The following is a 24443-nucleotide window of genomic DNA, read 5'->3' on the forward strand; positions in this document are numbered from 1 at the left end:
ACATTAGATCAAGATGATATAGATGCAGGCTTTGTAATGAACCAAGCGACAGCAGAAGGAGACGATCCAAATGGGGATCCAGTTAGTGATGATTCGGATGATCCAACAGATTCGACGGATGTAGATCCAGATGGAGATGGAGATCCAGATGATCCAACAGTTACAATAATATTAGAAGATGATCAGGAAGATATAGAGATTTTTGACGGAATTACACCTGATGGAGATGGAGTTAATGATACATTTACAGTTAGAGGTCTTGAGAATTTCCCAAATAATAATGTTAGAATATTTAATAGACTACAAGTAGAAGTATTTAATCAAAATGCATATCATTTAGGACCATTTTTTAGAGGAAGATCTAATGGAAGATCTACTATTAATGCAAATAGCGAATTACCATCAGGAGTATATTATTATATAGTGACATATGAACGAAATGGTGAAACCATTAGAAGGGCAGGACCTCTATATATTAGAAGATAGTCATATTAAGATAAAAAAAATCTATAGTAATTAGATAAAAGAAAAACGATGAAAAATTTTTTATTCCTATTTGTAATTTTGTTTGCATTTCCGACATATGCACAACAAGATGCGCAATTTACTCAATATGTATATAATACAATTAATATTAATCCAGCTTATGCAGGATCTAGAGACGCATTAAGTTTAATAGCAGTTTATAGAGATCAGCAATTAGGATTAGATGGTACACCTCGTACATTCTCATTTTCAGCTAATAGTCCGTTAAGGAATGAGAAGTTGGGATTAGGCGTGTCAATTATAAGAGATAATATTTTTATTATAGATGAGACCTTTGTAGATATAGACTTTTCTTATACTATAAACACATCTTCAAAAGGGAAATTAGCATTTGGTATCAGAGGTGGATTTCAATTGTTCAATGTAGATTTTGCTAGATTGAATCCTGAGGATGGCTTTGGTGATGATTTTTCAAGTGCTAATAATGTTGAAAATAATTTTTCTCCTAATATAGGAGCTGGGATATATTATTATACAGATAAGTTTTATATAGGATATTCTACACCAACATTATTGCAAACTAGATTTTTTGATGGTGAAGGAAGTAATAACTCTTCATTTTTAGCAAGAGACAGAGTCACACATAATATTATAGCAGGATATGTATTTGATATCACTGATGATATAAAATTAAAACCGGCTACATTACTCCGAGCAGTAAGTGGTGCTCCTATAGGCCTTGATATATCAGGAAGTTTATTGTTTAATGAAAAATTTTCTGCAGGAATCAATTACAGATTAGATGCAGCTATAAGTGGGTTAGTTTCATTTCAAATTTCAGATGCATTAACAATCGGTTATTCTTATGATAGAGATACTAATGCTTTAAGAAGATTCAATGATGGTTCTCACGAAATCTTTTTAAGATTTGAATTTAAGTCAAATAAAGGAGGAATCATTTCACCAAGATTCTTTTAAACTAATAATTATATAAAGTATGAAGACTATAAAATTATTAATGATAATAAATATTTTCGCTTATAGCTTTTTAGTCCAAGCTCAAGTTGGAAAATTTACCAAGAAAGGAGATAAGCAGTTTTATAACTATGCTTTTAATGATGCCATTGAAATTTATAAAAAAGCAATAGATAAAGGAGAAGAATCAATTAATTTGTTTGCCAATTTAGCAGATTCTTATTATGAGAATGCGGATATGGAAAATGCAGTAATATGGTATAAGCGTCTTACAGAATCTTATTTGCCAACTCTTAGTGGTGAATATTATTTTAGATATGCTCAAGCTTTAAAAGGGATTAAAAAGTATGATGAATCTGATATTTGGATGTCTAAATTAGCAGAATTAAATGTTAAGGATTCTAGAGGAAATGAATTTAAATATGACCCTGAATATCTAAAAAAAATAGAAATACAGTCTAATAGGTATGAAGTAGAACTTGTTTCATTTAATACTGAATATTCTGAGTTTGCACCAGCATTCAATGGTGAAGAGATTGTGTTTTCTTCTAATCGAAACCAGGGCTCTGCTATTAAAAGAAAACACGCATGGACTGGTACTTCTTTTTTAGAGTTGTATAAAGTAAAGCAAGGATTAAAAGGAGATTTTGATACTGTAGAAAAATTCAACGGAGATTTTAATAAAAAACTTAATGAATCTACAGTAGCTTTTACTCAAGATGGTAATACAATGTATTTTACAAGAAATAGTTATGATGAAGTGTCTAATACATACATTAAAGATAGTTTAGATATAGTTAGACTTAAACTTTACATTGCTAATAAAGTAAATGGAGAATGGGGTAATATTAAAGAATTCCCATATAATAGCTCGGATTATTCTATAGCGCATCCGACATTGTCTAGTGATGGAAAGCATTTGTATTTTGCTTCAGATATGCCTGGTACATATGGATTAAGCGATATTTTTGTAGTTGATATTAACGAAGATGGTAGTTTTAGTAAACCCCAAAATTTAGGAAGTCAGATAAATACTGAAGGTAGAGATACTTTTCCTTTTATTGATAAATCAGGGAAGTTATATTTTGCATCAGATGGACATATCGGTTTGGGTGGTTTAGATGTTTTTATATGTACAGATATTAATAAGCCAGATGCCGAGAACATCTATAATGTTGGTAAACCATTGAATAGTGAAAAGGATGACTTCGCATTTATAATAGACCAAAATAACAATGGCTATTTTACGTCTAATAGACATGGAGGGATTGGTAATGACGATATATATAGATTTAAAGAAATAAAACCATTAGTAGAAAATTGTAAAACACAAATAAGAGGTGTCGTAAAAAATGGAGCTACAGGAGAATCTATAGCTAATGCCGATGTCTATATCTCAATAGAAGGAAAGCCAGTTACAGATTTTAAGTCAGATACAAATGGAGCATTTAGTTATGATATAGACTGTAGTGAAGAAACAAAATATTCAATTAGAGGAAGCAAAACATCTTTTATTGAAGACAAAAAAGTATATACTTATGGCCCAACTAATACATCAGAAGAACTTGAAATAATTTTAAATCTTCAACCAGAAAAACCTGTAGTTGAAATAGGGACAGATTTATTTGAGTTATTAGATTTAAAACCTATCTATTTTGATTATGATAAATCATTTATACGTTCGGATGCAGAAATAGAATTGAAAAAAATAATTGCCTTTATGAAAGAGCATCCTACAATAAAAATTGATGTTAGATCTCACACAGATAGTCGAGGAAGAGATGCTTATAACTTAGCGCTTTCAGAACGAAGAAATAAATCAACTAAAGATTATATTCTAACAGCAGGAAAAATTTCAATAGATAGAATTACAGGTAAAGGATATGGTGAAACTCAACTTAAGAATAAATGCAAAAATGGAGTAAAATGTACTAAGGAAGAGCATCAACTAAACCGTAGAAGTGAATTTATTGTTATAGAAAATTAATTAACAAATAAACACTGTTTAAAAAAGCATCTATAACTATAGATGCTTTTTTTATTATACCTTAAGTAGTATTTTTACATTATGAAAGAAGAACAAGTCATTTTAGTTGACAAAAATGATAATCAGATTGGATTAATGCCTAAACTCGAAGCGCACGAAAAAGCTGTTTTGCATCGCGCATTTTCTGTATTTATTTTTAATGAAAATAACGAGCTAATGCTCCAGCAGCGTGCCATGCATAAATACCATTCTCCAGGCTTATGGACGAATACATGTTGTAGTCATCAGCGTAATGGAGAAACAAATATAAAAGCAGGTAAACGCCGTTTACTAGAAGAAATGGGTTTTGTTACAGAACTTAAAGAAACCACTTCTTTTATATACAAAGCTCCTTTTGATAATGGGTTGACAGAGCATGAACTAGATCATATTATGATAGGATATTATGAGAATGCACCAGAGATAAATAAAGAAGAAGTTGAAGCATGGAAATGGATGTCTTTAGAAAATGTAAAAAAAGATATAGAATTAAAACCAGAGCTATATACTGCCTGGTTTAAAATTATATTTGAAAAGTTTTATAAATATATAAACGTCAATCAATAATGAAAGTAACCGTTAGTAGGCGCGCGCATTTCAATGCAGCACATAGATTATATAGAAAAGATTGGAATGCTGAGAAGAATAATGCTGTTTTTGGTAAATGTAATAACCCTAATTTTCATGGTCATAATTACGAATTAATAGCTAGTGTAACAGGAGATATTGACCCAGAAACAGGTTACGTTATAGATATTAAAGTATTGAAAGACCTTATTAAATCTGAAGTTGAAGATGCTTTTGATCATAAAAATTTAAATCTAGAAGTCCCAGAATTTAAAGACCTAAACCCTACTGCAGAAAATATAGTCGTAATTATTTACAATAAATTGAAAGCTAAATTAGACTCAAAACTCGATTTAGAAATTACGTTATACGAAACACCAAGAAATTTTGTAAAATATTCAGGAGAATAAACATGTCTAATATCTTATACCCACTAAAGTTCCAGCCTATTTTAAAAGATAAAATCTGGGGAGGCCAAAAACTAAAAACACATTTAAACAAAACTTTAGATTCACATAATGTGGGTGAGAGCTGGGAGATTAGTGATGTAGAAGGAGACATTTCAATAGTGACTAATGGTGTATTTAAAGGACAGTCGCTTCAACAATTATTGGTAGATTATAAAGCAGATTTATTAGGGGATAAAAATTATAAGCAATATGGAGAAAGATTTCCTTTACTTATTAAATTCATTGATGCTAAATACGATTTAAGTATTCAATTACACCCTAATGATAAACTCGCCGCGAAAAGACATAATTGTTTTGGAAAAACAGAGATGTGGTATGTAATGCAGGCTGATGAAAATTCTAATTTAATTGTTGGTTTTAATCAGAAAGTAACACCAGAAATCTATTTAAGACATTTACAAGATAAAAGATTAACTGAAATATTAAATTTCAATAAAGTAAAACCTGGGGACACTTATTTTATTGAAGTTGGTCGTGTGCATGCCATAGGTGCTGGAGTTATGCTTGCAGAGATACAACAAACCAGTGATATTACTTATCGTGTATACGATTGGGATCGTGTAGATGCTAATGGTAATGAGCGTGAACTGCATAACGATCTAGCTATAGATGCTATAGATTTTGAAATGGAAGATAACTTTAGTGTATCTTATTCTAAGAACAAGAATGTTTCTAATAAAATGGTTAATTGTCCATATTTTACAACCAATTATTTAGAGCTGAATACAGTGCTAGAAAAAGAGAATACACAAGATTCATTTATAATATATATGTGTGTTGATGGTGAAGTAGAAGTAAAAACCAGTAGCGGAATTGAAGTTATAAAAAAGGGCGAAACACTATTACTTCCAGCAGCAATAAAAAATTACAAATTAAGTGCTGGTAATGCAAAATTGTTAGAAGTTTATGTTTAATATCTTCTTTAAATATTTTAATTAAAGAAGAAAATGATTTAGTACTTTTGCTACAAATAAATTGAAGATATTATGGCGAATAAAAGAGATTTAAAAAAAGATATAAACTACGTATTAGGAGATATTATTGAAGCTGTTTATGTTTGGGAATTATCGCATGCAGAAAAACCAACTAAAGAAAGTGATGCTATTATAGATGAGGCTATATCTACGTTTGATGAGTTAATCACAAAAGTAAATGACAGAAGTGTAGAAAATAAAAAAGCACATTTTAAAGGGATTAATGCAGAATTAGAATCTAAAGGAAGAGCATTAATAGATAAAATTAATAAATTAGGATAATCTTAGATTATTTTTGCCGATGTAGCTCAGCTGGCTAGAGCAGCTGATTTGTAATCAGCAGGTCGTGGGTTCGAGTCCCTCCATCGGCTCTTTTAAATTTGAAATGGTAATTGAAATGAATTTTAAATTTTAATCTAAATTTAATCAAAAAGGGACGAGAAGTTTATACTGAGCGTAGTCGAAGTAAGTCCCTCCATCGGCTCTTTTAAATTTGAAATGATAATTGAAATGAATTTTAGATTTTAATCTAAATTTAATCAAAAAGGGACGAGAAGTTTATACTGAGCGTAGTTGAAGTAAGTCCTCCATCGGCTCTAAAATATTTAACTCTAACTATATAAAATAGTTAGAGTTTTTTTATGTGTTAATGGTTGTGTTTTACCCATTGTAAAAGTTAAAATAGAATGATTTATACTAATGCTATGTGCAAAATTTGGTGCGGTGTGATTCTAAAAAAAAAAGCGTAAGTTCTATGAACTTACGCTTTAGTGCTAATAACCATAAGATGTAACATCTTAAAATCTTTTTGGTGATACAAAACTAAAACTATTATTGCATTAAAAAATTACCATATGTTAATAAATAGAATTGTCTTATATTTCTTTTCGTATTCTACTTAAGCTTTCTGTAGTAATGCCTAAGTATGATGCTATATGATAGTTTTTTATGTTTTTTTCGATATTAGGATAAGTTTTAATAAAACTAAGATAACGCTCGGTTGCAGATTGTGAGAGATTAGATAATATTCTTTTTTGAAATGCAGCAAATGCACGCTCAAGTTTTATTCTAAAAAAACGATCTATTTTAGGGATTTGTTTGTATAAATAATCCTTGTTTTCTTTTGTGATTTTATAAAGTGTGGCATCTTGAATAACCTCGATAGTCATATTTGCTTTAGATGAGGAAAAGAAAGCAGTATAATCGCTAATCCACCAATCTTTAATTCCAAATTGTAAAGTGTACTCCTTACCATTTGAATCCACATAGTAAGATCTTAAGCAACCTTCTAGTATGTAATATTGTTCATTGACAATATCATTTGTATTAAGCAGAATAGTACCTTTATTTACATTAACTTTATTAAAAACGGATTCAATAATCTTTATTTCCTCATTTGTAAATACAAGATCTTTAAATATTTCTTTGATTTTGGAATTGTCGAAATGCACTTTGAAATTAATTGGTGAACTTAAGTTAAGTTAAAATTTTTAATAAGTTATAAAAAACGGTTATAACCTCTTAAATAATTGTTTATAAGCATTTTTATATAAGAAAAACCATCATAAAGATTATGATGGTTTAAATTTTTAAGAATTAGGAATTATCTATTACCTATTTAATCATATCATAGCTACGTTTAATAAAACTAGTGAGTTCTTCACCTTTTAATAAACCTTGAGATAAACGTGCTAAGTCTAAACTTTGATTAATTAAACGTTCTTGTTTCTTCTTTGTTTTAGTTTCTAAAATATCATTAACTAAACTAGAATTAGTGTTAACCACCAAATTGTACATCTCTGGCATATTACCAAACATATTCATACCACCACCGCCAGTAGCTTGCATCTCTTTCATACGGCGCATAAATTCTGGCTGTGTTATCATAAACGGTGAAGCTTCACTATCCATAGCTTCTAACTGAACTGTAAACTTTTCAGAAGGAATAACTTCTTTTAAAAGTGTATCTAATTCAGTTTTTTGTTCTTCTGTTAGTTTAGAAATCGCAGTATCCTCTTTTTTAATAAGGTTGTCAATATGATCTCCATCGACACGAGTAAATGAAATCTTCTCTTTACTAGTTTCTAATTTCTGAATTAAATGACTTACAATAGGCGAATCTAATAGTAAAACTTCGTAACCTTTGGTTTTTGCAGCTTCGATATAACTATGTTGTTCATCTTTGTTAGAGGCATATAATATAACCAGCTTATCATCTTTATCCGTTTGATTGGCCTTTATCTTATTATATAATTCTTCATAAGTGTAATACGTACCATCTACTGTTGGGTATAACGCAAATGCATCAGCTTTTTCAAAGAATTTTTCTTCAGAAAGCATTCCATATTCAATAACAATTTTAATATCATCCCATTTAGCTTCAAAATCTTCACGATTAGAGTTAAATAATGATCTTAATTTATCAGCGACCTTACGTGTAATGTAAGAAGATATTTTTTTTACATTACCATCAGCTTGTAAGTAACTACGAGATACGTTTAACGGAATATCTGGAGAATCAATAACACCACGTAACATCGTTAAAAACTCAGGAACAATACCTTCTACATTATCAGTAACAAAAACTTGATTTTGATAAAGTTGAATTTTATCCTTTTGCATATTCATATCATTCGTCATCTTAGGGAAATACAAGATTCCTGTTAAGTTGAACGGATAATCTACATTTAAATGAATATTGAATAAAGGCTCTTCAAATTGCATTGGATACAATTCTCTATAAAAGTCTTTATAGTTTTGGTCTTCTAATTCTGTTGGTTGTTTTGTCCAAGCCGGATTAGGGTTATTGATAATATCATCAACTGTAATTTGCTTATGAGGTTCTGTAGTTTCTTTACCATCTTTATCTTTAGTTGTCTTTGGCGTAAACTCAGGATCGTTAATTTCTTTAGTTCCAAATTTAATTGGAATAGGCATAAACTTATTATACTTGTTTAGTAACTCTCGGATTCTAGTGTCTTCTAAAAACTCTGTAGAATCTTCAGCAATATGAAGAATAATTTCTGTTCCTCTATCTTCTTTATCAGCTTCAACTAATGTAAATTCTGGAGAACCATCACAAGTCCAATGAGCAGCAGGAGCTCCAGTATGCGACTTAGTGATAATTTCTACTTTTTCTGCTACCATAAATGCAGAATAGAAACCTAAACCAAAATGACCTATAATACCAGAATCTTTTGCAGAATCTTTATACTGATCTAAAAATTCTTCAGCTCCAGAAAACGCTACTTGGTTAATATATTTTTCAACCTCTTCAGCTGTCATACCAATACCTTGATCAATAATATGAAGCTTTTTAGCGTCCTTATCTATTTTAATCTCAATTTGTGGATTTCCATATTCAGATTTAGATTCTCCAATGCTAGCTAAGTGTTTTAACTTTAGTGTGGCATCAGTGCCATTACTAATAAGTTCACGTAGAAAGATTTCGTGATCACTGTATAAGAATTTTTTAATAAGCGGAAAGATATTCTCTACCGACACATTAATACTTCCTTTTGTCATAATTTAATGTATTAAATATTTCCACGTCTGTGGAAAACTGTTTAGTTTTTTGTTTTAATTGTCTTGATGAGAGATAGGCAACAAAAATGCCAATTCAGTAAATATGACAAACTGACACCAACTTTTATAAAAAAATAAATTACTCATTTGTTAAAGTTTATAATACTCTATAAAAATGGTTTTATGCGTTGTAATTAAATAGAGTAAAGATTGACTAAATTTGTCATATATTTAATAACTATAATATAATAATGAAAACCTCTGAATAAGAGCGATTATAACAATCATTTTTTTATGTATAATTCAAAAATAATAGGTTTAGGAAAGTACCTTCCAGATAATGTAGTAACTAATGATGATCTATCTAAAATTATGGATACTAATGATGAGTGGATACAAGAACGTACAGGTATAAAAGAACGCCGTTGGATAAAAGAAGGAACAGAAGATACTTCTGCGGTAATGGGAGCGAAAGCTTCAAAAATTGCAATAGAACGTGCTGGCTTAACAAAAGATGATATCGATTTTATAGTGTTTGCTACCTTAAGTCCTGATTATTATTTTCCAGGTTGTGGTGTGCAAATACAAGACTTATTAGATATGCCAACTGTTGGAGCATTAGATATACGTAATCAATGTTCTGGTTTTGTATATGCTATTTCTGTAGCAGATCAGTTTATTAAAACAGGCATGTATAAAAATATTTTAGTTATTGGTGCTGAATATCATAGTAACGGATTAGACAAGAGTACAAGAGGTCGTGGAGTTACTGTTATTTTTGGTGATGGAGCAGGAGCTGCAGTTTTAAGTAGAGAAGAAGATAATTCTAAAGGTATTTTGTCTACGCACTTGCATAGTGAAGGTAAATATGCAGATAAACTCACAGTAGCTTCACCTAGTATTTCGCATTGGGTACCAGAAATTATTGAAGCAGGAGATGAAGATATATCCTATTTTCCATACATGGATGGCACTTTTGTATTTAAAAATGCAGTAGTACGTTTTAGTGAAGTGATTATGGAAGGTTTAATACAAAACGGCTTGCAACGCGAAGATATTGATATGCTCATTCCTCATCAGGCTAACTTAAGAATAGCTCAGTTTATTCAAAAGAAATTTAGTTTAAGGGATGATCAGGTGTTTAATAACATTATGAAATACGGTAATACAACAGCAGCATCTGTTATTATTGCTTTAACTGAAGCTTGGGAAGAAGGTAAAATTAAAGAAGGTGATAATGTGGTGTTAGCTGCTTTTGGCAGTGGATTTACTTGGGCAAGTGCTATTATAAAATGGTAACTAATGTATAAAAGACCTAAAAAAGAGGTAGTGTACTTCTTATTTTGGGATGAGAGATAATAATATAAAAAAAGTCGGAATTTTAGAGTTCCGACTTTTTCAGCTATTAACCAACTTTAACTAACACTACGGTTATAAAATAAATTTTATAACACTTATTACTTAAAACTTATCTACTATGTAGACGTAACAATTCTATTTTTATTGCAAAGGATTTTAGATTTAACGTGATATTAACACAAAAGAGTCCAAAGGCGGACAACCTTTGGACTCTTACTATATATTAATTTTAGTTTTTTTATCTTGAAGACTAACTCAAATAATTGTAAACTATAATTAGTTATAGCATAAGTCGTAATCAATTCTTTTTCATTACGATATAAAAATTATCAAATAATATGCCAAATAAAAACCCGAAGAAAAAACTTCGGGTTTTCTTATTTAATAGTCTAACATTAACACTAACCATCAACTATTTATGTCGACTATTAAATTATATTTTTTTTATATAAATCCTCCTCCAGATTTTTCATCGTTATCACGCCTTTTACGAGATTTAGCTCGGTATTTTCCACCTCCAAATCGGTAAGATAACCCAGCAAAAATGGTGCTGAATTCTCTATCGACTTCTACATTTTGTCTAAAAGGACGACGACTCTCAATAGATATTTCTTGTGTATCAAAAACATTATTAAAGTTTAGACTAAACGTCGCTCTATCATCTTGTAAGAAATTATATCTCAAACCAAGATTGACAAAATAAATAGGGTCTATTTCAAAATTTAATCCAGTATCTGGCCCTCTATATAATGCAAATGCAGATAGTGATAAACTCTTGTTTACTCTAAAATTATTAAATACTCTAAAGTTGTATATGATATTGTCAACTTCTGTTTCGTTAATACTAATATCATCTATGGTTGGGTTTGTTATACTCTGGTCTAATGTTTCAGCAATACCCGTTTGTTGTCTAGCAAATAAATCGAAACTTGCATTAATACTCCACCATTTAGTTGGTCTATAGTTACTAGAAATTTCTATACCGTAAGCTGAAGTGTTATCAAAATTATCATTAGTTAAAATGACGCGTCCAGAACCTAAATTAGATCGATCTACAAATACACCTTGATTAATTTCATCTTCTATAAGTCTATAGAAAACACCTCCTGTAAGACTACCTTTTTTTAATTTACGAGTGTAATTAACTTCAACAGAATTAGTAAATTGAGGTTCTAGTTCAGGATTGCCAAATTGAGAAATCAAAGCAGTATTAAATTCAGGAATAGGATTTACCTGCCCAACACCTGGGCGATCTACACGTCTACTAAAACTAAATTGGTATGAATTTTTTTCAGATGGATTATACGTTAAAAATGCAGATGGGTATATTTGAAAATAATCATTTTCAAATGGGAAATCCGTAGCACTATTATTTATTAAATCCGTATCTATAGCTAATGCATTCACATCAACAAATTCAGCTCTAAGCCCTAATTGATATGACCACTTGTCTAAAGCTTTACCGTAGCTAGCATAAGCAGAAAAAATATCTCTAGTATAATCAAAAGCAGTAGATGTAGGAATAAAATCTCCAAACTCATTTCTTACACGCGCATCAGAATTGTAATTAATAGTGTTTTCAAATAAACGGGCTTGTAGCCCTAATTCTAATTTTGCTTTATCAGATAACGGATTTACATAATCTAAGTTTATGGTTGTTCTGTTACGGTCTATACCGGTATTTTCTTCAAAATTTGGACGTGTATTAGCTCCTGAAAATAAATTGTCAGAAAAAATGGAGCTATCAAAAATATTATGATCAACTTCTAACTCTATATTATGACCTTCATCATCAAAATCTAATTTGTAGTTAAAGTTATATTGTTGGCTATCATTAGAGTTTTCATTATTTATAAACTGATTTTGATTATTGTTAGGTGCATTATCAAAAGTTAATAGAGTATTTACACCAGCTCCACCATCAAAAATATTTTGGTTTGTAAAGAAAGAGACTGTATTCTTATCATTGATGTAATAATCGACACCCACTTTAAATAAATGCGAATTTTGATCGTCTAAAACATTTAGAGATTGATTTAACCCAGTATCAATTTGTTCTAAATCTACGGTTTGGATGTTGTCTGATATATTATTGCCATAACTGCCATAGAAATTAAATTTTCCACTTCTATAATTTAGATCCAATGAACTATTAAATTTAGGCTCTATCTCGCGAGTAAGTCCTACATTAAAATTTCCATTAAATCCTACCATGGTGTTTTTATGTAGAATAATATTGATAATACCACTCATGCCTTCAGGATTGTATTTTGCAGAAGGATTAGTTATTAATTCAATTTGCTTAATAGATGTGGAAGGAATTTGCTTAAGCAATTGTGCTGCAGGAATATTTGATAATTTTCCATCAACCATTACTTGTACGTTTTGATTACCTCGTAATGCAATAGCTCCAGTTTGTTGATCTACATTAACAGACGGAATATTGTTCATAATATCCGATGCTGTTGGTCCTGATGTTGTTAAATCTTTACCAACATTAATAACTTTTCTGTCTACTTTTTGCTGAATAGTGGAGACTTCAGCTACTACCGTAACTTCATCTAAGCTTTCGGCATCTTCTGTTAGCATAATATCACCAATATTAGGATTATAATTGCCTTTGGCTAGTGTAACTGATTTAGCAATAGTTTTATAACCAATGTATTGTATCTCTACACTAACAGTGCCTTCTGGGACTTTTTCAATTTTAAATTTTCCGTCTTCAGAAGTAATGCCTCCAGTAATTATTTTGCCAGCATTGTCTTTAATTACAACATTAACATAAGGAAGTGGTTGGTTTAATTCTGCGTCCATAACTCTTCCAGAGATGGAACCATTTTTGATTTCTGAATTTGAATTGGGTTGGGGAAATGCTGCTAAAGAAATTAGCATAGCAAACATAACAAGTAAATGTTTCATTGATTGTGATTGTTTTTTGATTGATTTGATGATAGTAATTAAAATATAGACGACTACTTTTGTATGATGTTACTTTTTATTAAACCCTTTAACATCTTTTTAACACATGAAGAAAAAAACATTAGTTGTCGGAGCCTCACTAAAAACACATCGTTATTCTAATAAAGCAATACGTCGTTTAATTGATAAAGGCCATGAAGTTAAAGCATTAGGTTTAAGAAAAGGTGAAGTTGAAGGAGTCTCTATAGATACTGAACGTTTAAATTATAAAGCAATAGATACTGTAACACTATATTTAAATCCAAAACGGCAAGTTGAACTTTATGATTACATTATAGGTTTAAAGCCTAAACGTGTAATTTTTAATCCAGGAACAGAAAATATAGAATTCTATAATTTGCTTAAAGCAAATCAAATAGAATTTGAAATAGCTTGTACGCTAGTATTGTTAGGTACTAATCAGTATTAATAATCTCTTTTTTAGTTATAATTAGCAATCCTATAAAGGTTATAAATCCATTTATAGGAAGAATTTCCCAATGAAATTGGTAAGCACCAATAATACTTTCTGGGAGAGAAGTGATGCCGAATGTTATAAGTATAGATAACAACCCAACAATCCATGCATATTTATCTCTTATTTGTCGTTTGGTTAAAATACCAAATGCAAAAAGCCCAAGCAAAGGTCCATAAGTAAAAGTTGCAAACTTAAAAAGGTTACTAACAACGTTTCCATCTAAATAATTAAATAGAATAACAACAAACGCTAGTACTATAGAAACATAGACGTGTACTCTTTTACGAAGCGGTTTTTGTTCGGCTTCTGGTTTGTTATTAATATTTAAAAAATCAACAGAAAAAGAAGTGGTTAATGAAGTTAAGGCAGAATCTGCGCTAGAATACGCGGCAGCGATTAAACCAATAATAAAAATAATAGCTAAAGGTTTTCCTAAGTTTTGATTCATTGCAATCTCAGGAAATAATAAATCGGTTCTTGTCCTTCCATCCACTATAGGAATGTCTATTCCAAATTGTTCTGCGTATATAAACAGTAATGCACCAAGAGATAAGAATGCAAAATTGACAATAACGAGCAGAACAGACATGCTTATCATATTCTTCTGAGCTTCTTTTTTGTTTTTGCAGGCTAAATTTTTCTGCATCATATCTTGGTCTAGTCCAGTCATTGCAATAGTTATAAATATACCTCCTATAAAATATTTCCAAAAATAGACAGCAGCATTAGGGTCATCAAAGAAGAAAATTTTTCCTTTTTCAGAAAAACTATCAGAGTTTAAAAATTCTAAGTAAGTCCAATCTAATTTCTCGTTAATTAAGTAGATGGCTAATCCTACAGCACTCAGCATGGCTAGAGTTTGTAAAGTATCAGTCCAAATAATAGTTTTTATACCACCTTTAAATGTATATATCCAAATTAGTAATATAGAAATTACAACGGTAATCCAAAACGGTACACCTATACTTTCAAAAACGACATATTGCATTGCTAATGCAACCAAAAACAATCGAAAAGAAGCGCCTGTAACACGAGATAATAAAAAGAAAAATGCGCCAGTTTTATAACTTACTTTACCAAAACGTTGTTCTAAATATTCGTATATAGAAGTGACATTAAGTTTATAATAAATAGGTAAAAGAATAAAAACGATAACAAAATAGCCTACAAAAAATCCCAATACGCCTTGCATATAGCCAAATTGTTGTCCACCAATTAATCCGGGCACAGAAATAAATGTTACACCAGAAAGCGATGTGCCAATCATTCCAAAGGCTACTAAATACCACGGAGCAGATTTATTAGCCTTAAAAAAAGCAGCATTAGAATCTTCTTTTCCAGTGAAGTAGGATATTAAAATTAGAACCCCAAAATATGAGGCTATTAAAATTAGTATTGTGGTAGGAGACATAACTAAAGAATTTATTATTCCGAAAATAATCTTTTTATAAAAATTAATAGCTATCATTCTTAAATTTAAAAATTAAGTACCTTCGCAATCATGGAATTTTCTTCAAAATTATTAGAGAAAGCAGTTAATGAAATGGCGCAATTACCAGGTATAGGTAAACGTACAGCATTACGTTTAGTATTGCATTTATTACGTCAGCCTAAAGAACAAGCGCTATTATTATCTGAAGCTTTAAAAACCGTTAGAGAAGAAATTAATTTTTGTAAATCTTGCCATAATATTAGTGATAAAACACTTTGTGAGATTTGTGATAACCCAATGCGAAATAAATCACTTATTTGTATCGTAGAAGATATTAGAGATGTTATGGCTATAGAAAGCACAGGATCTTTTAAAGGCTTATATCATGTGTTAGGTGGTAAAATATCACCAATGGATGGTATTGGTCCTCAAGATTTAAATATTACAACCTTAATTGATAAGGTAAAAGATGGAACTGTAACAGAGTTAATTTTTGCTATGAGTCCGACAATGGAAGGAGATACTACTAACTTCTACATTTACAGACAGATTCAAGATTATAATATAAAAACATCCACTATAGCTAGAGGAATTGCTGCAGGTAATGAACTCGAATACGCAGATGAAATTACTTTAGGTCGAAGCATTATAGACCGAATTCCATTTGAAGCCTCATTAAAATCTTAATCGTTTTGAAATTATCTGTTGTTATACTTAATTATAATGTACGCTACTTTTTGGAGCTATGTTTACAGAGTGTTACAGAAGCCATAGATGATATCGACGCAGAGATTATTGTTGTTGACAATAACTCTAGTGATGACAGTTGCTCAATAGTAGAAACTCTATTCCCAGATGTGATTCTTATTAAAAACACAAATAATTTAGGGTTTTCAAAAGGAAATAATATTGGAGTAAAAGCCGCTAAAGGAGAATATGTATGTATCCTTAACCCAGATACAGTAGTAGCTGAAGACACATTTGTAACGCTTCTAGAATTTGCGGATTCAAAAACAGATTTAGGCATTTTAGGATGTCAACTTATAGATGGTAAAGGAAATTTTTTGCCAGAGAGTAAACGAAATATTCCTAAACCTTATGTGGCATTTCAAAAAATGTTAGGAAATGGATCTCAATATTATAATAACTTAGATGAAGAAGCTATAGGAAAAGTAGATGTTCTAGTCGGTGCATTTATGCTTCTTAAAAAAGAAGTTTATCATAGTGTTAGCGGATTTGACGAAGACTATTTTATGTATGGAGAAGATATTGATTTGTCATATAAGGTATCGAAAACTCATACAAATTATTATTACGGACAAACCTCTGTACTTCACTTTAAAGGAGAAAGCACATTAAAAGATAAAAACTATCTAAAACGTTTTTACGGGGCAATGCATATTTTCTACAAAAAGCATTTTAAACGAAATATTATTTTTAACACTGTAGTTTTTACAGGAATTAAATTAGCTTATTTAATAAAAAAATCAGACCCTATAGCAATTACAAAACCACAGCAAACACAGATTTTTTCTAGCAGAGACTTAAAAACATTAAAATCAAAATTAACACAACAGATAAAGGTGTATACGGATTTAAATTTAATAGAAGATCATAGTCTTATTATTTTGGATGCTGAAATGTTTTCATATAAAACAATATTAAAGACAATGAAAACAAATGCAAAAAACAAAAGCCTAACCTATAGAATTTTACCAAAAAAGAGTAATTTTAGCCTTGGAAGTGATAGTGCAATATCGCAAGGTGAAGTTATTAAATTTTGATTAAATTTTGAATTAACATCAATAAAAGACTACTTTTTTTAGTAATTTTGCATTCAATCACCGAATTAAGACTATCAAATTATAGATATGGCAAATTTTGAACTTAAACTACCCAAGATGGGGGAGAGTGTTGCAGAGGCAACAATTACTGCTTGGTTAAAAGATATAGGAGATACAATTGAAGCTGACGAAGCTGTATTAGAAATAGCTACTGATAAAGTAGATAGTGAAGTGCCGAGTGAAGTTGATGGAGTATTAGTAGAAAAATTATTCAATGTTGATGATGTTGTACAAGTAGGGCAGATTATCGCTGTTATAGAAACAGAAGGCGGAGGCACTATAGAAGTTAAAGCTTCAGCTAAAGAAGAAAAAACTGAGACAACTAAAGTAGTAGAAGAAGTATCTCAAACAGTCGTTGCTGCTCAGAATACTATAGAACCAATTATAACTTCGGGAGACCGTTTTTATTCACCTTTAGTAAAAAATATAGCGAAACAAGAAGGAATATCTCAAACCGAATTAGATACTATTCCAGGTACAGGAAAAGACGGAAGAGTCACTAAAAATGACATAAAAAATTATTTAGCATCTCGTGGTTCAGCTCCAGCTCCAGTATCACAAACACCAGCTAAACCAGCTAAAACTGAAAATGCACCAAAAGCAGAAGCTCCAGTTATAGCTTCTGGTGAAGATGAAATTATAGAAATGAGCCGTATGGGCAAACTTATTTCTAAACATATGGTAGATTCAGTACAAACATCTGCACATGTTCAATCATTTATAGAGGCTGATGTGACTAACATCTGGAACTGGCGTAAAAAACATAAAGACAGTTTTAAAAAGAGAGAAGGCGAAAATTTAACGTTTACTCCTATATTTATGGAAGCGGTTGCAAAAGCGATCCGTGATTTTCCTATGATTAATATCTCTGTACAAGGAGATAAAATCATTAAAAAGAAAAACATCAATTTAGGTATGGCAGCAGCTTTAGCTGATGGTAATTTAATTGTTCCAGTCATTAAAAATGCAGATCAATTAAATTTATTAGGCATGGCTAAACAAGTTAATGATTTAGCTAACCGAGCACGTACCAATAAGTTAAGTCCTGACGACATACAAGATGGAACTTACACTGTAACTAATGTAGGTACATTTGGTAGTATTATGGGTACACCTATTATTAATCAACCGCAAGTAGCTATATTGGCATTAGGTGCTATTCGTAAAGTACCAGCTGTTATAGAAACTTCTGAAGGAGATTTTATAGGCATCCGTTATAAAATGTTTTTATCGCATTCTTACGATCATCGTGTGGTTAATGGCGCACTTGGAGGACAGTTTGTAAAAGCGGTAAAAGATTATTTAGAGGCTTGGGATATAAATCGAGAAATTTAATTCCCATGAAAATGGGGATCTCATTCTAAGAGATTTAAATTAAAATATAAAAGGGCACAGTTTTAAAACTGTGCTTTTTTGTGATTTTTCAAGAAGTTTCGTTTAACGTTGTTGTATATGGTTAGTTGCGTTGGCTAGGTCTAAATTAGTAAAAGAAAACGAACCAGAGGAAATACTGAAGGAATTTTCCAAATAATCACTTCCAAAGCAATTAATTATACACGTTGTTGGTAGTATTTTTCTAAATTTAACTTAAATTTGCATAAAAACTACATTTTTTTAGTTAATTTCGGATTATGTTATTAGAATTTAAAATAAAAAACTTTCGTTCAATCAAGGATTGGCAAAGTTTCTCAATGCTTGCAGAGAATAAAGTCAAAGAATTAGAAAATTCTGTTGTAGATTATAAAGGTTATAAAATTCTCAATTCAGCAATTGTTTATGGCAGAAATGCCTCTGGAAAAAGTAACTTATTAAAATCATTCAAGGCTATTCAATATATGGTAATTTATTCGGCTGATTCTAAAGTTGATGATAAAATTGCGCCTTATGAGCCATATAAGTTAGATAAAGGTTTTAGAAATCAACCAGTAGAATTTTTAATTGATTTTATTGGAAGTGATGGAATTAGATATCAGTATTCAGTTGGTTATAATGAAAAAAAGATTGTTTATGAAAAATTGAGGTATTATCCTAAATCGCAGCCAGCTTGGTTGTTCAGAAGGGAAATTGGAAAAAAAATAAATTATGGAGAATCTCTAACAGGAAAGAAAAGAGATATCGAAGATTTATTATATGATAATCAGCTTTTCTTGTCTAAAATTGGGACAGAAAAAAATGAGCAGTTAGCAATTCCATATTCTTTTTTCTCTGAAGGATTATTTGTTTCCAATATACATGATACAGAATATGATAATGTTCTGATACAATTATTTACTAATAAAATGGGAAATGATGATATTCCCTTTTTTAAAGAGAATATTAATAAATTAATGTGTGTTGCTGATACTGGTATTCATTCTATTGACATACAAGAATCTGAAATAGAAAGAGAAAGTTTGCCTGAAGAAATGACTGATGAAGACAAGGATGAAATTATTGAAAGATATAAGTATAAAATTAGAACATCACATAAAGAGTTTGAAAATGGTGAAGAGGTCGGAAAGATTGATTTTCATTTAGCTGAAGAATCTACAGGAACATTAAAGCTATTAGCTGTTGGAGGTTTGATTTTAGAAGCTTTAGCTGATGGTCAAACATTAGTGATTGACGAACTTGATAAAAGCTTGCACCCAAAATTAACGAGAATGTTAATTAATATCTTCAGAACACCAAAATTAAATCCTAATAATGCACAACTTATTTTTGCAACGCATGATGTTTCATTGCTGGACAATGAATTGTTTAGACGTGACCAAGTTTGGTTTGCAGAAAAAGAGTTTGAAGGATTTAGTCACTATTATTCAATTTCAGATATTCCTGGAGTAAGAGGAAATATTCCTTATGAAAAGTGGTATATGAGTGGTAGGTTTGGTGCTACACCAGTAATAAATGAAAATGAGCTTGATTTTCACTATTAATGTTTTATGAAAAGAGGATACAGAAAATCAAGAAGAAACATAAGTTTTAATAAAAGAGGCTTAATTTTATGTGAAGGAGAAACTGAAGAAAATTATTTTCAGGGTTTAATTAGTCAAGATAAGTATAGACGTAAATTTTCATCGATTGATGTTAAAATATTTAAACCTAAAGACCACTCTCCTTTAGGGCTTGTGAATTATGCAAAAACAAAAATTAAAGAAGCTAAACGAGAAAAAAATGCATATGACTTTGTTTGGGTCATTTTTGATAAAGATGGTCATGCTAAAATTTCAGAAGCTTTCGAGGTAGCAAGAGTCTCAAGTCCAAAAATAAATATTGCTTTTACTGTTCCATGCTTTGAATACTTTGTTTTATTACATTTCGAGAAGACAACAAAACCATTCAAAAAGTGTGATTCTGTAATTAGTCAAATAAAGAAAAAATGGCTTCCTGATTATGAAAAAGCAACAAACATATTTGAAGTTTTACTACCAAATAAAGCAGTTGGAATTAAAAATAGTAAATGGGTAATTGAACAGTTTAATGATGAATTAGATTCTGGAAAAAGAGTTTATAAGTTATCTGCATATTCAAATATTCATGATTTAGTTGAATATTTGTACTCTCTCGTTTAATTACTGCCAATGCTAAGATAAAATCAGTTTTAACACTTCGACTAGCTCAATGCTAGTTGAATTTATCGAATGTTAAACGAAGTTAGTTGATTTACTTTACAAAGTCAAATAAATGACTATCAGTTGGTTTAAAAAAAATCATTGTAAAATTTCTATCCCAATAAAAATATACTAACAATGGTGACTAAAAAATAACCCACCAAAGTACTAGAGCCTTCATATTCATTGGCTACTCTTTGACCAAAAAATAGGGCTAGTATTGATAGCGCAGATAATTGTGCACCTATTAAACCTATAGTAGTACTTCCATTTATAATAATCTGTACTACTCCAATTAACGAACATATACCAGCAGCAACTTCTAATAGAGTAATTACTGGCAAAAGGATGCCAATGGTGTTTTTTAAAATGCTCTTTGCAAAATGCGATTTAAAGTATTCATAATTTCCTTTATAGTTAAAAACCTTGTCTAATCCAGATTGTATAAAAAGGATGGTTAAGAATAATAGTGTTATAATTTGTGCTGAGGTTGTCGCGTTTAAGAGGTCATTCATAATTTTGTATTTTTAATTACAGCTAACTTAGTTGTTATAATATTCTTGTGCTTTTTTTATGCGCTTATTAATATCAGATAGTCTATAAAAATTGCATTAAACGAAGTTAGCTAAATAATTTTAGATAGAACTTTAACCATATGCGTTAAAACTTTCAATACTATTAGGTATTCTGTTACCTTTGTATTTAAAATAGAATTTATGCAGCTCAACCTTAATAAACCCATTTGTTTTTTCGATTTAGAAACTACCGGAATCAACATTTCTAAAGATAGAATTGTAGAAATTTCAATTCTAAAAGTGTATCCAGATGGTAAGGAAGAGACTAAAACATGGGTTGTAAATCCAGAAATGCCAATTCCGCCAGAAGTAACTGCCATACATGGAATTTCTGATGCCGATGTTGTAGATAAACCGACGTTTAAAGAATTATCAAAAGAGATTTATACTATTATTAAAGATTCAGATTTAGGTGGTTTTAACTCTAACAGATTTGATATTCCTTTATTAGCTGAAGAACTGTTACGCGCAGACATAGATTTTGATATGAAAAACACACAATCTGTAGATGTGCAAACTATTTTTCATAAAATGGAGAAACGTACATTAAGTGCGGCCTATAAATTTTATTGCGATAAAAATTTGGAAGATGCACATAGTGCCGAAGCGGATACCAAAGCCACTTTTGAAGTTTTAAAAGCACAATTAGAAAGATATGATGAACTAGAAAATAACACTAAATTTTTAGCAGAATTCAGTTCGCATAAAAAGTTTGCCGATTTTGCAGGTTTTATAAATTACAATAAAGAAGGTGAAGAATGTTTTTCTTTTGGTAAGCATAAAGGAAAACGTGTTGTAGATATTTTAGAAAAAGAACCTGGTTACTTTGGATGGTTACTCAATGCAGATTTTCCATTGTACACTAAAAAAGTACTCACCGCTATAAAGTTGAGACAGTTTAATAATAAACTAGGATAATTGTTCTAAATAAAGAATAAATAATAATAATTGATAATAAGTAATACATTTTGAAACTCATTTGCATAGGTCGAAATTATACGGCACATATTGAAGAATTAGAAAACGAAAAACCAAAAGATCCAATTATCTTTTTAAAACCAGACACTTCTATTCTATTAAAGAAGCAACCGTTTTTTATTCCAGATTTCTCTGATGATGTTCATCATGAAGTAGAATTACTAATAAAGATTAACAAAGTAGGGAAGCACATAGATAGAAAATTTGCACATAAGTATTATAATGAAATAGGCTTAGGTATCGATTTTACAGCAAGAGATTTACAATCGCAATTAAAAGCAAAAGGACATCCATGGGAAAAAGCGAAAGCTTTTGATGGTGCAGCAGTAGTTAGTGAGTGGTTGCCAAAATCGCAATTTGCTGATATTAATAATATTAATTTTCGTTTAGAGCGTAATGGGGAGATTGCACAAAATGGAAACACAAAATTAATGCTCTGGAAAGTTGATGAACTCATCGAATATGTGTCAAAATATTTCACTTTAAAAATTGGAGATATTATCTTTACAGGAACTCCGGCAGGAGTTGGTAAAGTTTTTGCTGAAGATCAGTTAAAAGGATTCATAGAGAACGAAGAATTATTTTCAATAAAAGTTAAATAAAATGACAGAACATTATAAGTTAGATCGTGTAAGAGAATTGGCAGATGGTGATGAAGAATTTGTGGCTATATTAGCAGCAACATTTTTAGAAGAAGTACCAGAAGATGCTGAGCGTCTTAAAGTTGCTGTTCCTAATAACGATTATTATGAAGCTTACCAAGCAGCACATAAAATGAAACCCACTATAGATTTGTTTGAGCTTGGAGTTTTAGATAAACTTATAGACATACAAGACTGGGGAAAGTTCGAAAAAGCAAATGAAGATGTTTCTGGGCAATTAAAATCAGTTTTACAAGCAATAGATAATGCTGTAAATGAAATACGGTCAGATTTCGGGTTGTAATGAATGCTGAAATAATTACCATTGGAGATGAAATTCTCATCGGACAAATCATAGATACAAATTCTGCTTTTTTAGGAAAAGAACTGAACAAAATAGGAGCTTCAGTTTATCAAATTACTTCTATTCAAGATGATAAAGCGCATATCTTAAAAGCATTAGCCGAAGCCGAAGCTAACGCAGATATTATTATTATAACTGGTGGATTAGGACCTACAAAAGATGATATTACAAAGCACACACTTTGTGAGTACTTTGATGATGAACTGGTAGAAAATAAAGATGTACTTCAACATATAGAAGTATTGTTTTCAAAATACATCAGTTCGCCTATTTCTGATGTAAACCGTCAGCAAGCTTTAGTACCGTCAAAAGCAAAAGTATTAAACAACCGTTTTGGCACTGCTCCAGGCATGTGGATTGAAAAGAATGGAAAAATATTTGTATCGCTTCCTGGTGTGCCTTATGAAATGAAAGCTTTAATTAGTAATCAAGTCATTCCAGAGTTAAGAAAAACATTTAATTATCCTTATATATTACACAAAACACTTTTAACTCACGGTTTAGGCGAGAGTGCACTTGCGGCTCGCATTGAGGTGTTTGAAGATAGTTTACCATCGTATATTAAATTAGCATATTTACCAAACCTAGGAAGAGTGCGCTTGCGTTTGTCTGCAAAAGCAATGGATAAAGATTTGGTTGAAAGAGAGATGGAAAAGCAGATTAATCTTTTATTGCCACAGATAGAAGATATTTTTGTTGGTTATGAAGACGAAGCTTCGCTCGAAGCAGCTATAGGAAAACAACTAACTGATTTAGGAAAGACTCTGGCAATAGCAGAGAGTTGTACTGGTGGAAGTATAGCACAGTCTATAACAGCAAATGCTGGTGCATCAAAATATTATAAAGGAAGCGTAGTAAGTTATGCAACCGAATCAAAGATTAAGTTATTAAATGTTTCAGAAGATACTATTAAACAACATTCTGTAGTTAGTAGAGAAGTTGTTGAAGCTATGGCCAAAGGAGTTTTAGAATTATTTGACGCAAACTATGCCATAAGCACTACAGGAAATGCCGGACCATCTAAAGGAGATGCTGATGCAGAAGTCGGAACCGTATGGATATCAATAGCTAGTAAAGGCAGAATTTATTCAGAAATGTTTGATTTTGGAAATCATAGAGAAAAAGTGATTAAAAAGGCAACAAATAAAGCCTTTGAAATGCTTCAAAAAGAAATTGAAAAAAAGTAAGTCTTTAAATTTGT

Annotated in this window: 23 protein-coding genes and 1 tRNA gene; 19 read left to right on the plus strand and 5 right to left on the minus strand. The window is 30.6% G+C overall.

The window, feature by feature from the left end; all coding sequences use genetic code 11:
- The 8 genes from K8Z87_RS10995 to K8Z87_RS11030 all read left to right on the plus strand — a co-directional run.
- A partial coding sequence (locus tag K8Z87_RS10995) for a gliding motility-associated C-terminal domain-containing protein (protein ID WP_227477614.1) occupies nucleotides 1–486 on the plus strand: 486 nt, incomplete at its 5' end.
- A gap of 48 nt (nucleotides 487–534) precedes the next feature.
- Nucleotides 535–1464, plus strand: a complete 930-nt coding sequence (locus tag K8Z87_RS11000) for a PorP/SprF family type IX secretion system membrane protein (RefSeq protein WP_227477615.1) — start codon at nucleotides 535–537, stop codon at nucleotides 1462–1464.
- 19 nt (nucleotides 1465–1483) lie between these two features.
- Nucleotides 1484–3448 (plus strand): OmpA family protein, encoded by a 1965-nt coding sequence (locus K8Z87_RS11005; protein WP_227477616.1) that lies wholly within the window; start codon nucleotides 1484–1486, stop codon nucleotides 3446–3448.
- Between the two features lie 81 nt (nucleotides 3449–3529).
- Nucleotides 3530–4054, plus strand: a complete 525-nt coding sequence (gene idi / locus K8Z87_RS11010) for an isopentenyl-diphosphate Delta-isomerase (RefSeq protein ID WP_227477617.1) — start codon at nucleotides 3530–3532, stop codon at nucleotides 4052–4054.
- Nucleotides 4054–4464, plus strand: coding sequence for a 6-pyruvoyl trahydropterin synthase family protein (locus K8Z87_RS11015; RefSeq protein ID WP_227477618.1), 411 nt, complete (start codon nucleotides 4054–4056; stop codon nucleotides 4462–4464). Before idi ends, K8Z87_RS11015 begins: the two co-directional genes overlap by 1 nt.
- 2 nt (nucleotides 4465–4466) lie before the next feature.
- On the plus strand, nucleotides 4467–5438 hold the full coding sequence (locus K8Z87_RS11020) for a type I phosphomannose isomerase catalytic subunit (protein ID WP_227477619.1): 972 nt from the start codon (nucleotides 4467–4469) through the stop codon (nucleotides 5436–5438).
- 72 nt (nucleotides 5439–5510) lie between these two features.
- Nucleotides 5511–5780 (plus strand): hypothetical protein, encoded by a 270-nt coding sequence (locus tag K8Z87_RS11025; protein WP_227477620.1) that lies wholly within the window; start codon nucleotides 5511–5513, stop codon nucleotides 5778–5780.
- Nucleotides 5781–5795: 15 nt separating this feature from the next.
- Nucleotides 5796–5869 (plus strand) — tRNA-Thr (locus K8Z87_RS11030).
- Between the two features lie 504 nt (nucleotides 5870–6373).
- On the opposite strand, the gene K8Z87_RS11035 is transcribed toward K8Z87_RS11030, so the two are convergent.
- A complete protein-coding gene (locus tag K8Z87_RS11035) occupies nucleotides 6374–6949 on the minus strand; it encodes a Crp/Fnr family transcriptional regulator (protein WP_227477621.1) in 576 nt (191 codons plus the stop codon).
- 163 nt (nucleotides 6950–7112) lie between these two features.
- On the minus strand, nucleotides 7113–9023 hold the full coding sequence (gene htpG / locus K8Z87_RS11040; RefSeq protein ID WP_227477622.1) for a molecular chaperone HtpG: 1911 nt from the start codon (nucleotides 9021–9023) through the stop codon (nucleotides 7113–7115).
- A 294-nt stretch (nucleotides 9024–9317) separates the two neighbouring features.
- Between htpG and K8Z87_RS11045 the strand changes: the two genes are divergently transcribed.
- Nucleotides 9318–10322, plus strand: a complete 1005-nt coding sequence (locus K8Z87_RS11045; protein ID WP_227477623.1) for a 3-oxoacyl-ACP synthase III family protein — start codon at nucleotides 9318–9320, stop codon at nucleotides 10320–10322.
- Between the two features lie 504 nt (nucleotides 10323–10826).
- Here the strand turns inward: K8Z87_RS11045 and K8Z87_RS11050 are convergent.
- Nucleotides 10827–13301: a TonB-dependent receptor gene (locus tag K8Z87_RS11050; protein ID WP_227477624.1), complete on the minus strand. Its 2475-nt coding sequence runs from the start codon at nucleotides 13299–13301 to the stop codon at nucleotides 10827–10829.
- Between the two features lie 106 nt (nucleotides 13302–13407).
- Between K8Z87_RS11050 and K8Z87_RS11055 the strand changes: the two genes are divergently transcribed.
- Nucleotides 13408–13770: a CoA-binding protein gene (locus K8Z87_RS11055; RefSeq protein ID WP_227477625.1), complete on the plus strand. Its 363-nt coding sequence runs from the start codon at nucleotides 13408–13410 to the stop codon at nucleotides 13768–13770.
- Here the strand turns inward: K8Z87_RS11055 and K8Z87_RS11060 are convergent.
- On the minus strand, nucleotides 13757–15229 hold the full coding sequence (locus K8Z87_RS11060) for a sodium:solute symporter (RefSeq protein ID WP_227477626.1): 1473 nt from the start codon (nucleotides 15227–15229) through the stop codon (nucleotides 13757–13759). The genes K8Z87_RS11055 and K8Z87_RS11060 overlap by 14 nt on opposite strands.
- A gap of 90 nt (nucleotides 15230–15319) precedes the next feature.
- On the opposite strand from K8Z87_RS11060, the gene recR reads away from it, so the two are divergent.
- From recR to K8Z87_RS11085, 5 genes are all read left to right on the plus strand, one after another.
- On the plus strand, nucleotides 15320–15937 hold the full coding sequence (gene recR / locus K8Z87_RS11065; RefSeq protein ID WP_227477627.1) for a recombination mediator RecR: 618 nt from the start codon (nucleotides 15320–15322) through the stop codon (nucleotides 15935–15937).
- Between the two features lie 5 nt (nucleotides 15938–15942).
- Nucleotides 15943–17034, plus strand: coding sequence for a glycosyltransferase family 2 protein (locus K8Z87_RS11070; protein WP_227477628.1), 1092 nt, complete (start codon nucleotides 15943–15945; stop codon nucleotides 17032–17034).
- 87 nt (nucleotides 17035–17121) lie between these two features.
- Complete coding sequence (locus tag K8Z87_RS11075) at nucleotides 17122–18429, plus strand: dihydrolipoamide acetyltransferase family protein (RefSeq protein WP_227477629.1); 1308 nt, start codon at nucleotides 17122–17124, stop codon at nucleotides 18427–18429.
- Nucleotides 18430–18725: 296 nt separating this feature from the next.
- Nucleotides 18726–20009 (plus strand): AAA family ATPase, encoded by a 1284-nt coding sequence (locus tag K8Z87_RS11080; protein WP_227477630.1) that lies wholly within the window; start codon nucleotides 18726–18728, stop codon nucleotides 20007–20009.
- Nucleotides 20010–20015: 6 nt separating this feature from the next.
- On the plus strand, nucleotides 20016–20645 hold the full coding sequence (locus K8Z87_RS11085; RefSeq protein ID WP_227477631.1) for an RloB family protein: 630 nt from the start codon (nucleotides 20016–20018) through the stop codon (nucleotides 20643–20645).
- Between the two features lie 152 nt (nucleotides 20646–20797).
- Here K8Z87_RS11085 and K8Z87_RS11090 read toward each other — a convergent pair whose 3' ends face one another.
- Nucleotides 20798–21199, minus strand: coding sequence for a DoxX family protein (locus tag K8Z87_RS11090; protein WP_227477632.1), 402 nt, complete (start codon nucleotides 21197–21199; stop codon nucleotides 20798–20800).
- Between the two features lie 201 nt (nucleotides 21200–21400).
- Between K8Z87_RS11090 and K8Z87_RS11095 the strand changes: the two genes are divergently transcribed.
- From K8Z87_RS11095 to K8Z87_RS11110, 4 genes are read left to right on the plus strand one after another with little or no spacing between them, the layout of a single operon-like run.
- Nucleotides 21401–22177 (plus strand): 3'-5' exonuclease, encoded by a 777-nt coding sequence (locus K8Z87_RS11095; protein ID WP_227477633.1) that lies wholly within the window; start codon nucleotides 21401–21403, stop codon nucleotides 22175–22177.
- Nucleotides 22178–22227: 50 nt separating this feature from the next.
- Nucleotides 22228–22839 carry a fumarylacetoacetate hydrolase family protein gene (locus K8Z87_RS11100; RefSeq protein WP_227477634.1) on the plus strand — a complete coding sequence of 204 codons (612 nt, stop codon included), beginning with the start codon at nucleotides 22228–22230 and terminating at the stop codon, nucleotides 22837–22839.
- Nucleotide 22840: 1 nt separating this feature from the next.
- Nucleotides 22841–23182: an Hpt domain-containing protein gene (locus K8Z87_RS11105; protein ID WP_227477635.1), complete on the plus strand. Its 342-nt coding sequence runs from the start codon at nucleotides 22841–22843 to the stop codon at nucleotides 23180–23182.
- Nucleotides 23182–24429: a competence/damage-inducible protein A gene (locus tag K8Z87_RS11110; protein ID WP_227477636.1), complete on the plus strand. Its 1248-nt coding sequence runs from the start codon at nucleotides 23182–23184 to the stop codon at nucleotides 24427–24429. The genes K8Z87_RS11105 and K8Z87_RS11110 overlap by 1 nt, the downstream gene beginning before the upstream one ends.
- Nucleotides 24430–24443 lie beyond the last annotated feature (14 nt).

This window comes from Winogradskyella immobilis, from assembly GCF_021887715.1.
In the GTDB taxonomy this organism is placed as follows: domain Bacteria; phylum Bacteroidota; class Bacteroidia; order Flavobacteriales; family Flavobacteriaceae; genus Winogradskyella; species Winogradskyella immobilis.

Coding starts and splice junctions, on each gene's coding strand:
- K8Z87_RS11000 (WP_227477615.1), top strand. CDS start 535: ATGAAAAATTTTTTATTCCTATTTGTAATTTTGTTTGCATTTCCGACA.
- K8Z87_RS11005 (WP_227477616.1), top strand. CDS start 1,484: ATGAAGACTATAAAATTATTAATGATAATAAATATTTTCGCTTATAGC.
- idi (WP_227477617.1), top strand. CDS start 3,530: ATGAAAGAAGAACAAGTCATTTTAGTTGACAAAAATGATAATCAGATT.
- K8Z87_RS11015 (WP_227477618.1), top strand. CDS start 4,054: ATGAAAGTAACCGTTAGTAGGCGCGCGCATTTCAATGCAGCACATAGA.
- K8Z87_RS11020 (WP_227477619.1), top strand. CDS start 4,467: ATGTCTAATATCTTATACCCACTAAAGTTCCAGCCTATTTTAAAAGAT.
- K8Z87_RS11025 (WP_227477620.1), top strand. CDS start 5,511: ATGGCGAATAAAAGAGATTTAAAAAAAGATATAAACTACGTATTAGGA.
- htpG (WP_227477622.1), bottom strand. CDS start 9,023: ATGACAAAAGGAAGTATTAATGTGTCGGTAGAGAATATCTTTCCGCTT.
- K8Z87_RS11045 (WP_227477623.1), top strand. CDS start 9,318: ATGTATAATTCAAAAATAATAGGTTTAGGAAAGTACCTTCCAGATAAT.
- K8Z87_RS11050 (WP_227477624.1), bottom strand. CDS start 13,301: ATGAAACATTTACTTGTTATGTTTGCTATGCTAATTTCTTTAGCAGCA.
- K8Z87_RS11055 (WP_227477625.1), top strand. CDS start 13,408: ATGAAGAAAAAAACATTAGTTGTCGGAGCCTCACTAAAAACACATCGT.
- K8Z87_RS11060 (WP_227477626.1), bottom strand. CDS start 15,229: ATGTCTCCTACCACAATACTAATTTTAATAGCCTCATATTTTGGGGTT.
- recR (WP_227477627.1), top strand. CDS start 15,320: ATGGAATTTTCTTCAAAATTATTAGAGAAAGCAGTTAATGAAATGGCG.
- K8Z87_RS11075 (WP_227477629.1), top strand. CDS start 17,122: ATGGCAAATTTTGAACTTAAACTACCCAAGATGGGGGAGAGTGTTGCA.
- K8Z87_RS11080 (WP_227477630.1), top strand. CDS start 18,726: ATGTTATTAGAATTTAAAATAAAAAACTTTCGTTCAATCAAGGATTGG.
- K8Z87_RS11085 (WP_227477631.1), top strand. CDS start 20,016: ATGAAAAGAGGATACAGAAAATCAAGAAGAAACATAAGTTTTAATAAA.
- K8Z87_RS11090 (WP_227477632.1), bottom strand. CDS start 21,199: ATGAATGACCTCTTAAACGCGACAACCTCAGCACAAATTATAACACTA.
- K8Z87_RS11095 (WP_227477633.1), top strand. CDS start 21,401: ATGCAGCTCAACCTTAATAAACCCATTTGTTTTTTCGATTTAGAAACT.
- K8Z87_RS11105 (WP_227477635.1), top strand. CDS start 22,841: ATGACAGAACATTATAAGTTAGATCGTGTAAGAGAATTGGCAGATGGT.
- K8Z87_RS11110 (WP_227477636.1), top strand. CDS start 23,182: ATGAATGCTGAAATAATTACCATTGGAGATGAAATTCTCATCGGACAA.